The 9611-nt window shown below is 67.1% G+C and carries 13 protein-coding genes; 7 read left to right on the top strand and 6 right to left on the bottom strand.

Annotation, left to right across the window (positions count from 1 at the left end):
* Positions 1–182: 182 nt before the first annotated feature.
* Positions 183–773, top strand: coding sequence for an IMPACT family protein (locus M2351_RS18370; RefSeq protein WP_264657562.1), 591 nt, complete (start codon positions 183–185; stop codon positions 771–773).
* A 562-nt stretch (positions 774–1335) separates the two neighbouring features.
* Here M2351_RS18370 and M2351_RS18365 read toward each other — a convergent pair.
* Positions 1336–2103: an IS5 family transposase gene (locus M2351_RS18365; RefSeq protein WP_264657561.1), complete on the bottom strand. Its 768-nt coding sequence runs from the start codon at positions 2101–2103 to the stop codon at positions 1336–1338.
* Positions 2104–2254: 151 nt separating this feature from the next.
* Between M2351_RS18365 and M2351_RS18360 the strand changes: the two genes are divergently transcribed.
* Both M2351_RS18360 and M2351_RS18355 read left to right on the top strand, forming a co-directional pair.
* On the top strand, positions 2255–3103 hold the full coding sequence (locus M2351_RS18360; protein WP_264657560.1) for a DNA/RNA non-specific endonuclease: 849 nt from the start codon (positions 2255–2257) through the stop codon (positions 3101–3103).
* Between the two features lie 10 nt (positions 3104–3113).
* Positions 3114–3374: a hypothetical protein gene (locus M2351_RS18355; RefSeq protein ID WP_264657559.1), complete on the top strand. Its 261-nt coding sequence runs from the start codon at positions 3114–3116 to the stop codon at positions 3372–3374.
* Between the two features lie 99 nt (positions 3375–3473).
* On the opposite strand, the gene M2351_RS18350 is transcribed toward M2351_RS18355, so the two are convergent.
* Positions 3474–3632: a hypothetical protein gene (locus tag M2351_RS18350; protein WP_264657558.1), complete on the bottom strand. Its 159-nt coding sequence runs from the start codon at positions 3630–3632 to the stop codon at positions 3474–3476.
* A 180-nt stretch (positions 3633–3812) separates the two neighbouring features.
* On the opposite strand from M2351_RS18350, the gene M2351_RS18345 reads away from it, so the two are divergent.
* The 3 genes from M2351_RS18345 (at position 3813) to M2351_RS18335 (ending at position 4890) form a co-directional block, all read left to right on the top strand.
* Positions 3813–4145, top strand: coding sequence for a hypothetical protein (locus M2351_RS18345; protein ID WP_264657557.1), 333 nt, complete (start codon positions 3813–3815; stop codon positions 4143–4145).
* Between the two features lie 32 nt (positions 4146–4177).
* Positions 4178–4360 carry a hypothetical protein gene (locus M2351_RS18340; RefSeq protein WP_264657556.1) on the top strand — a complete coding sequence of 61 codons (183 nt, stop codon included), beginning with the start codon at positions 4178–4180 and terminating at the stop codon, positions 4358–4360.
* A 344-nt stretch (positions 4361–4704) separates the two neighbouring features.
* A complete protein-coding gene (locus M2351_RS18335; RefSeq protein ID WP_264657555.1) occupies positions 4705–4890 on the top strand; it encodes a YdcH family protein in 186 nt (61 codons plus the stop codon).
* Positions 4891–4921: 31 nt separating this feature from the next.
* Here the strand turns inward: M2351_RS18335 and M2351_RS18330 are convergent, their stop codons facing one another.
* The gene (locus M2351_RS18330; protein WP_264657554.1) at positions 4922–6802 is read right to left on the bottom strand and encodes an AMP-binding protein; all 1881 of its coding nucleotides are present in this window, start codon (positions 6800–6802) and stop codon (positions 4922–4924) included.
* A gap of 632 nt (positions 6803–7434) precedes the next feature.
* Between M2351_RS18330 and M2351_RS18325 the strand changes: the two genes are divergently transcribed.
* A complete protein-coding gene (locus M2351_RS18325; RefSeq protein ID WP_264657553.1) occupies positions 7435–7719 on the top strand; it encodes an HU family DNA-binding protein in 285 nt (94 codons plus the stop codon).
* A gap of 114 nt (positions 7720–7833) precedes the next feature.
* Here the strand turns inward: M2351_RS18325 and M2351_RS18320 are convergent, their stop codons facing one another.
* The 3 genes from M2351_RS18320 to M2351_RS18310 all read right to left on the bottom strand — a co-directional run bounded on the left by M2351_RS18320 (position 7834) and on the right by M2351_RS18310 (position 9394).
* The gene (locus M2351_RS18320; protein WP_264657552.1) at positions 7834–8025 is read right to left on the bottom strand and encodes a (2Fe-2S)-binding protein; all 192 of its coding nucleotides are present in this window, start codon (positions 8023–8025) and stop codon (positions 7834–7836) included.
* A gap of 79 nt (positions 8026–8104) precedes the next feature.
* Positions 8105–8830 carry a helix-turn-helix domain-containing protein gene (locus M2351_RS18315; RefSeq protein ID WP_264657551.1) on the bottom strand — a complete coding sequence of 242 codons (726 nt, stop codon included), beginning with the start codon at positions 8828–8830 and terminating at the stop codon, positions 8105–8107.
* Between the two features lie 183 nt (positions 8831–9013).
* Positions 9014–9394, bottom strand: a complete 381-nt coding sequence (locus M2351_RS18310; protein WP_264657550.1) for a response regulator transcription factor — start codon at positions 9392–9394, stop codon at positions 9014–9016.
* Positions 9395–9611: the final 217 nt, after the last annotated feature.

Below are 9611 nucleotides of genomic sequence, written 5' to 3'. Positions count from 1 at the left end.
GCCGAACGTTCAGCGCAGCTCTGTTGGGATTGCCCGTTCCGCCAGCGGACCGCTCACCGCACAAACATGCCGTTCCAGATACCGGTTTGAAAGGTCGCAGTTTTCCGATCGAGCGAATAAGCTTGATGTGCGCACGGGGAACTGGCCTCAGGCCAATACAGGATCTATGGCGACGAAAGACAATGTTTACTCTTAAAAGAAGAGAGCAGCTCGAGCAAGAGATCAAGAAAAGCCGCTTCCTAGCTTCGGCGGGGCCGGTCGGCACCGAGGAAGAAGCGCGCGGATTTATCGCTGCTTGCAGCAGCCAGGAGGCCGGTCACAATTGTTGGGCGTTCCGGATCGGTGACCTCTACCGTTCCAGCGATGATGGCGAACCTGGAGGGACTGCGGGGCGTCCGATCCTTCAGGCTATAGACGGCCAGGCCTTGGATCGGGTGGCCGTGGTGGTCAGCCGCTGGTTCGGTGGTGTTCTTCTCGGAGCGGGCGGGCTGATGCGCGCCTACGGTGGCACCGCGTTGGCCTGTCTCCGTGCTGCTGAACGGCAGCCGATCATCACGTTTGCCGCCCTATCCGTCACCTGCGCTTTCGCGGACGAAGCCAGGATCAGATCGGGACTTAGCGCCTTCCCCGCGGCCCTCATCGAGACCAAAGGCTTTAAGCCCGACGGTGTGCAACTCCAAATCACGTTGCCCTCCGGGGAGTTGAACGATGTCATCCGCATAATCAACGATATTTCTCGAGGTCAGGCCGAGATCCAAAGTTCGCCCGTGTAATGAAAGGGGACGGCCCTTCACAAACTGCAAGCCGCGGAGCCCATCTCCGCAGCCGCGTGCCGTCCCTTCGCACCAGCTGTTGACGGGGATGAGCACCGGACATTACCGGCGGGAGGTGACGATGGCAGCCTCTCCATCGCAGGATCGGACAACGCGGCGCCAACAGCTGCGGGAACGTCGCCAGGTGGTCTTTCAGCCGATCGTTGCCGGGTTAGAGGCCTTGCAGAGAGCCGGTGTGTAGGCCTGGATTATTCAGCCACTGCGCGATGATCGGCCGGTTGCGTTCCTGGTCGAGGCCACAGAGATGCCGAGAATGTCCTTGGCGGCGCGCATTTTGCGCCGAACCCTGGGCGATGTCATGCATCACGTTGTGTTCTCCGGCGATCTCACTCCGGAGCCCCTTGCAGCCCTTCGGAGCTCGGCGTGGGACTCGGAAGCCGTGCGGCAGCACCAGCGCGACCAAGCGGCTTGAGCGGCCCCATTGGGAAGCATGGAGCCCACTGCACAGGTTTGAAGGGGGAAGTTTTCGGCTGAAACGGACATTCCCCCTAAGGGACGGTTTTCAGAATGCGCTGAGGCGGTTGGCGACGATGAAGATCGCCGCGGCGGTGAGCAGCGCGAGTATGATCCGCCCCAACCTGTCCTGCCGTCGATCTAGGCGTTTGTTTGCGAGCAGCCAAGCGCAGCCGTGCTCGACGACGCAGCGGACTTTGCCGAGCCCCGAGCCGTGGGGCTCGCCGATCTTGCGGATGTGCGGCTGGATGCCGTCGCGCAAGCAGAGCCAGCGGTTATCGGCGCTGTCGTAACCCGCGTCCGCGTAGAGCCTGCTGATGGCGGCGCAGACAACCTGGGCCAGGCGCAGCAGATCCGGAAAGAGCTTGGTGTCATGCACATTGGCGGGCGAAGGGACGACCGCCAGCGGCAGGCCATCGGTCGAGACGACCACGTGGTACTTGGTCCCGGGCTTACCGCGGTCGGTCGGGTTCGCCCCGGTCAACTCGCCGCCCCGCTTGGCCCGCACCGAGCAGCTGTCCACCACGACGTCCCATGCGGCGGCGTCGGGGCCGGAGCGCGCCATGCGGATGAGGACGGCATGGACACGGCGCAGCAACGCCGTGGTGTGCCACTCGTCCAGGCGGCGGCGCAGGGTGGAGCCCGAGGCGCGTCCGTCCGCAGCCTTCAACTCCCGCCATTGGACACCCTCGCGCACAAAGAAGCCGAGCGTCCGGATCACCTCCGCCGTCGGCACCGGGGGGCGCCCCGGACCGGGGTGCCGGGGCTCGATCCGGTCGATGATGCCAGCCACCAGCTCTACCGCCTGCGCGCGCATGTCCGCTCCCATGCCAAAGGCACGGGAACCGGCATGCGGTTACTTGATCACGCTCGCAGCTGACCTCGGAGAGTTCTGGAAACCGGGCCTAAGCAAACAGCCGCGTTGGTGCTTGGCTGCCCTGGACCGAAGCCCCCCATCACCGGCCACCATGCTAACCCGCACCGCCGCAGCGCTTCTCGTTCTCCTGGCGCTCCCCAGCACCGCTGGGGCCGCGCCGACTGCCTGCCCGGAGCACTTCAAGGGCGGCAGCGCGCCTGACCTGACCGATCCGAAGATGACGGCCAAGACGCGAGAGTTGTGCTTCCGGGCCTTCGCGGTGCTGCACTCCGGCGTGACCCGGACTCCGCTGTGGGCGGCCGAGCGTATGACGCGTGCCAGCCTGAAGGCGGCGGTCGACACGCCGCGCAAGGGCACCTTCCACGAGGAAGAACGCCTGCCGGCCGATGAGCGCTCCACCCTGGCCGACTTCGCCCGGTCCGGGTACGACCGCGGCCACCTCTTTCCGGCCGCCGACGCGCCCGACGATGCCTCGCAGGAGGAGAGCTTCTCGCTGGCCAACATGGTGCCGCAGGTGTCCGAGCAGAACTGCGGCGTGTGGGCAGGCATCGAAGGGGCGGTGCGCGGTCTGGCGCGGCAGCGCGGCGAGCTCTACGTGGTCATCGGGCCGCTGTTCCAGGGCACCACGCTGCAGCGGCTGAAGGGCTGGGTGTTCGTGCCAACCGCGTTGTTCAAGGCCGTCTACGATCCCAAGCGCAATGAGGCCGGCGCCTACGTGTCTTCGAACGCTCCCGGAGATGCGTGGCAGGCGATCTCCATCAGCCAGCTGCGCGACATGAGCGGCGTTGATCCGTTTCCAGGGGTGTCGGACATGGTGAAGAGCACGGCGATGGCGTTGCCCGCCCCGCGCCTGCCGGGCAAGCGGCGGCCGGGCGGCGAAGGCCCGGCGTCGGAGGCGGACGAGGGCTGGACCGGTGCGTTGAAAAAGCTGCTGCGGTGAGGAGAGCGTGATGACGGGGAAGACGATCAAGCCGTTCGCCAACGAGAGCGAGGCATTGACGCTCGGCGAGCTGATTGTGGAGAACCACATCGACCGACTGGCGCTCTTCGGCTCGCTGGACCTGACCAGGGATCAGGTGGGCCTCCGTCATGCCCGCGCCCTGAAGGCGCTGCTGGACGAGGTCGTGCACGCCCTAGAGTCCGACAAGGCATTGCCAGAGAACATTGCCCCGCCGGAGCCGCCCGACACCGCGCCCAACCCCTTCGTCTGAGGCTGCCCGCGCGCGGGCTGGCGCGCCTCCCGCGATGGTGCCGGGGTGAAGGGCCTGGCGGGTGCCGGTGAGCGGGTCAGCGGGATTGGACCACGGCGGTCACTGATACCCGCCGTTTTCCGCGCGCTCCTGAGCGGCTTCCTCCTGAGCTTTCGCCAACTCGTCTTTCGTCCCCGGCGGCGGGATCTCGGGCTTGCTGGTGGCGCCGTCGTTCCCGGCCTGGTCCGGCTTTGTGTCGGGGTTGCGGTTTTCGCCCATCGCGTCGTCCTCGCTCGTGGAACGGGCCGATGCAGCCCGTCGATCGCTCTCCAACACGCGTGCGCGCCGGCCGTCCCCGTTCGGAAAACCGCCGCGGGCAACCAATCCTCCCGGGCACCTTCTTTTCCCTGGACGGGTACGCTACATCTCAGCGCCGCTTTGGCCATTCCGTGAGACGCGATGACCGCCACGCCTGAGTTTCTACCCAAGGAGCGCGACCTGATCCGGCGCGAGTTCATGCTCCGGCTCAGCAGCGCCCGTTCCCTCCACGACGGCATCTTGGTCAAGCGCTGGGCGACCGGCCCGCACAAGGGTCAGCCTAAGCCGGCTGCTGCCGTGCAGAGCATGATCGATCGTGGCCTGTTGTCTCTGGTGGACGACGGCGCGCACTGGCTGAAGGCGACCTTCACGCCGGCGGGCATTGAGGCCCTGCGCCGCATGGCCGCGGACCAGCGGGCGCTGCCGCCCAGCCAGTACCAGCAGTTGCTCGACGAACTCGCCGGCCTACCGTGAGGGGAGGGGAGACGGCACGCACGCCGGTACAGGTGGGAGACCGCTTCACCCGGGCGGCCGGCTCGTCCAAGGTCTACGTCGTCACCGCCCTCGTCGACAAGCCGGGTCTTCTCCCGCACGCCTGCCTGCTCCTGGAGGACGGCATGCCCAGCGACGAACTCCTCGTCAGCGTGGAAGCCCTGGGCGACCGCAAACATTGGCGCCCGGTCCCGTGAGCGGCTCCGCGGCGACACATCGGATGTCCGACCGGCTGCCGTGAGACGCGCGGAGCATGGACGCTGTGCCTTCCATGTCGCGACCAACTCTGTGGTCAGCACCCCAGGCGCGCAACGGTCATGAGCCGAGTCCCCTTGGCCCGGGAAGCCCTTGCACTGACACAAAAGTTGCACTTAAGGATAGAATCAACCCTAACGCCAAGCTTAAGTCTTATAAGCGCTATTATGAAAAATCATGGTAGTTTTCAGGGCAGGGGAGCGCCGATGGCGTATGCCCGCCGACGTTCAGCATGCGTGGCACGTCCAGCGGTTGGTCATGCGATCACCCTGTCGAGAAGTCCTCCATGCCGCCCCCACGCTTCCACCGGCCGGACACTCACCTTGAAAAGCTGCGCCAACGCCATGCCGCACTCGATCACGCGGTGGCCGCGCGCGAGGCGACGCCCCGCGCCGACGATCCAACCGTCAAACGCCTCAAGCTCGAAAAACTGACCCTGAAGGACGAGATCGACCGGCTCACCCGCAGCTGAGCCGGTCGATCTCGAAGCGTGGCTTGGCCGGTCAGCCACCATCAAGGATCACATCCTTCGACGATGGAACGTTCTTGAGGCCGGCTTGCCGCGCGCCTGCTTCACGCAACGCGTTCTCGGCCATGCGCCGCACGGTAGGGTAATCCACCTTGCCGGAGCCGAGCGTCGGGATCGTCTCCACCCACAGCACCGCCTTGGGCACCGTCGGCTCCGGGATGCCGCGGGCGCGGGCGAACGCGACGAACTCATCGTGCTGTGCGCCGGCACGGCTGGTCACCAGCACGACACGCTCGCCTTTGCGCGGGTCTGGCAGACCGACCGCCGCGTGCGTGTCGTCGGGCCAATGCTGCGCGGCGTCCGCCTCGACACGGGCCAGCGAGACCATCTCGCCGCCGATCTTCGCAAAGCGTTTCACGCGCCCAACGATCCGCACGTACCCTGCGGCGTCCACCGTCACAATGTCGCCGGTCGGGTACCACCCCCCAGGCGGCGGGTGCAGCACGCCGGGCCGCTCCGCCACATAGTAGCCAAGCATGACGTTTGGGCCGCGCACCACGAGCTGGGTGCCCTCGGCGAAGCCCTCCACGGGGGCCAGCCGGGCTTCGATGCCGGGCAAGAAGCGCCCCACCGTACCGGCGCGGCCGTGCGTTGGCGTGTTGACCGCCAGCACCGGCGTGGTTTCTGTCGCGCCATAGCCCTCCAGAAGCGGCACGCCAAAGCGGTCGCGGTAGAGGCGCCGCGTGCTCTCACGCACCGGCTCGGCCCCGGCCACGGCGTAGCGCAGCGAGGCCAGCTCGCCCTCCGACGGCGCGCGGCCGTAACCGGTGAGGAAGGTGTCGGTGGCGAACAGAACGGTCGCCTTCCGTTCGGCGACCAGCGCCGCGACGGCGCGGTAATGGAGGGGACTGGGATACAAGCAGGTCGGCACGCCAACCAGCAGGGGCAGGAACAGACCGGCGGTCAGGCCGAAGCTGTGGAAGACCGGCAAGGGGTTGACCACCCGGTCGGTCGGGAACAGGTCGACGACCGCGGCGATCTGCGCCACATTGGCCAGGAAGTTCGCGTGGCTCAGCACCACGCCTTTGGGCGTTCCTTCGGAGCCGGAGGTGTACAACACCGCGCCCGGCGAGCCCGCGGGGGCGGTCCGCCCGCGCATCAGTGTGGGGACCCAGGACACCGCCAGCCCCCACAGCTTATCCAGCGGGCCGACCTCTTTGCGCACGTCCTCCAGACAGGCCAACACGGTGTGCTCGGCCAACGCCGCGGCCATCGGTTCAAGGCGCGCCAGCGCGATGAAGCGCCGTGAGGTCAGCACCGTTCGGATGCGGCCCATTCGGCAGGCGGTCACCAGCGCGTCCGGTCCCATGCTGTAGTTCAGCATGGCCGGCACGCGGCCGAACGCCTGCAGGGCAAAGATGGTGATCGCCAACCGCCGTGGTGTTGGGCAACAGGACGCCCACGACCTCGCCCCGCCCCGCCCCGCAGCCCGGGTCAGCGCGTGTCCCAGCGCCACACTGCCCAACACCAGCCGGCCGTAGGTGAGGGGCTGGCGCTCGGCATCCTCCAGAATCCGGGTGTTGCGACCGAAGCGCGAGCGGGCATCGAGCAGCGCGTCGAAGACGCTGCGGTTTTGGTCATAAGCGTCCAATGCCGCTCGGGCCATCACCGTGTACAGCGCGTCCGCCAGAGCGGTCCGGCGCGCCCATCCGCGCAGGGCCGGGTCCACGGTGAGGCGGCGCGCTGGCGCCATCGCCAGCGCAATCCTCGGGAACCGGCGCACGCCCGGCCACTTGGCCAGGGAGAAGAGCGTGAAAGCGGCGCCGTCGATGCGCACCGGCAGCACGGCCGCGTTCGCGAGGTGCGCGACCAGCGCCGGGGTGCCGTAGACGGCGACCAAGTCGACGCCGGACACCGCCCGTCGTGGTGGGACGATGTGTCCACAAGCGATTGCGGATCCGCGGCGACGACGCACCCGCGCGCGCTGCCGGCATGGGCGCGTCCATGCACCTTGATGCGATAAGCAAAGCGCAGCCGTCCGCGCACCGCCGCTCTGACCAACCACGCCGCCATGGCCGCTCCGCGCATGTGCCCTCTCAAGTATGGGGCGCGAAGAAAACAGCAGGCGGGAGCCAAGCTCTTACGCTGGCTTTGGCCATCAGCACCCCGTCCAACAGGCGACACGGCGAGGGTGTGCACACCGGTTCAAGCGGATTTGATGGAATGCTAGCAAGGGCCGATCGGCACCCTTCACACTGCCCTGCCGACACACACCACGGTAATTCCAAATGGCGACGGATTGAACGCGGCGGGCCAGACACTCAGCGGACATTGCCCTGCCCTGCCCTGCTGTTCGCCTTTTTGGGATGTCGGAGCCCCTTCCTCTTCGCGCAAAGTGTCTTCCAATCCCTGTGTAAACGCTGGAAGTCCTGGGTGTTCAGCCGATTTGGGCTTGCGCAAAGTGTGTTGTCGGGCTTAGCTCAATCTCGACGCGAAACTCGCCGAAGCTCTTGGTGTTTCCGCGATCCACGGGACGAGGAACGAGAAATGACGAAGGCTGAACTGATTGACGCCGTCGCCGCCAAGCTGGGCGGCACCAAAGCCGATGCCGGCAAGGCGTTGGATGCCGTGCTCGAGAGCTTGCAGCACGCGCTCATCCAGGGCGAGACGGTGAAGCTGCCCGGCTTCGGGCAGTTTGAGATCGCCGAGCGCGGCGCACGCACCGGCCGCAACCCGCAGACCGGCGCCGAGATCACGATCGCCGCCTCCAAGGCGCCGAAGTTCTCAGCGGGGAAAGCTCTGAAGGCAGCGGTCAACGGCAACGCGGCCTGACCCTCAGGCGTGCTGCCTGTGTCGATGGAGGGGCGGCGGCAACGCCGTCCCCGTTTCACTCGAGCCGTGTTGGGTGAGCCGGCGATGACCGGAAGCACAGCGGCCGTGTTGGCGTCATTCCGCGGCGAGCTGTAGGGCCGAAGGACCTTCCTCATCGAGAATGCCCGCGATGGTGTCGGCGCACTTGCCGCATTGGGGAGCCACGCCGCAGGCGGCGTAAACGTCGCGCACCGTGTCCGGTCGATGAGCACGGACGGCGTGACGAACCCGGTTTTCGGTCAGGGCGTTGCAGATGCAGACGTACATGGAATCCGATGAGGAACGCGGGTGGGTGGGGTGTCCGTTCCGTATGCCTTTGAGCCGGACGCTTGCGTCACTCAGGCCGTCAGGCGCAGTCGGCAAGGTCGGCGAGGGCGTTGTGATCGAGCAGTTCGACCTTGCCGCCGTCGAGGATGCGGATCAGGCGGCTGGTCTTCAGCTTGGTGAAGCCGCGTGACACGGTCTCGGTCGTCAGGCCCAGGTAGTCGGCGATGTCGCTGCGGCTCATCGGCACGCCGACCAGGCGCTTGCCGCCGGCCCGCTCGCTGAGCGCCAGCAGGAAGGAGGCCAGCTTCTCCAGCGCGGTCTTGCGGCCGAGCAGCAGCATCTGGTCCTGGGCGGCCACCAGCTCCGACGTGGTCACCGACAGCAGCTTGCGGGCCAGGGAGGGCTGGGCGTCCAGCAGGTCGTCGAGCTGGGCGCGGGAGATGCGCTGCACCGTGGTCGCCGTGACCGCCTCGGCCGAGTAGAGGTAGCGCTCGGCGAAGGCCAGGCCCATCATGTCGCCCGCCTGGAGGAAGCCGATGATCTGGCGGCGGCCGGCGGGCAGCAGCTTGTAGAGCCGGATCACCCCGTCGACCACCCGGAAGAGGGCGTCGGCCGCGTCGCCTTCCGCGAAGATCGGCTGTTCGCGGTCCATGACCTTGACCTGGGTGATGGCGGCCAGCGGGTCGGCGGCGGGGGTGCTCTGGGCCTTGGGCATCGCGCTCAGCGACGGTGGCATCGTGGCGGCCAGGAAGCCCGGGACGACGCGGGTGGGCTGGGCGACGATGGTAGAGGCGTGAGCGGACATGACGGGCCCTCGGCAGCTTGCGGAAGCGGCTGCTGTGGTGTGTCGCAACCGCCTGATGGGTCGAAGTTAGCCACCGCCTTGCCCGCTGTGCAGTTCGGTCTTGTACCTAAGGGAGTTCCCCTACGGAAAACTACCTATACGCGGACCCCCGTACGGGCCCTCGACATCCGGCCTTACGCGGCCTCAGGCGGCTGCGGGCAGCAGCCGCTGCACGGCGTCGAGCAGCTGGTCCGCCTCGAAGGGCTTCTCCAGAAAGGCGCTCACCCCGGCCTCGCGGGCGCGGGCGAAGGTGGCGGGATCGCCGCGCCCAGAGACCATGATCACCGGCAGGCCGTGCAGGGTGGGGCCATAGCGCTCGATGAACTCAAGGCCGCTCATGATCGGCAGGTGCAGGTCGAGGACAAGGCAACCCGCCGGCGTGCCGTCGAACTGGTCGATGAAGCTCTGGCAGCTTTCAAAGTCCCGCACCTCGAGGGCGCAGGCTTCCAGCAACGCCTTCATCGAGTCCCGGACCGGCTCATCGTCGTCGACGACGTACACGATGCCTTCACTCGTCTCGGCCATGACGGCCTCCCACTTCCGCTCACCGCAAAGAAACGCCGGACGTCGGCGCTTCACAGACGATAAGCGTCGCCTCGCGGCGCCGGTATCCGGAGATCCCCGTATGCGCGGTTGTTCTGATCCAGATCAGCCGCTTTCCCGTGTTTTCCCGGTAGCGGCAAGCAAAGTCGTCTTCGTCGAGGAGCTGCGGGTGCGCACCGGAGCGCGGCGCAAAAGGGTT

Origin of the sequence: Azospirillum canadense, from assembly GCF_025961225.1 — a bacterium.
Lineage (GTDB): Bacteria > Pseudomonadota > Alphaproteobacteria > Azospirillales > Azospirillaceae > Azospirillum > Azospirillum canadense.
The sequence above is the reverse complement of the archived record's forward strand: the minus strand, read 5'-3'. Positions and strand labels throughout refer to the sequence as shown.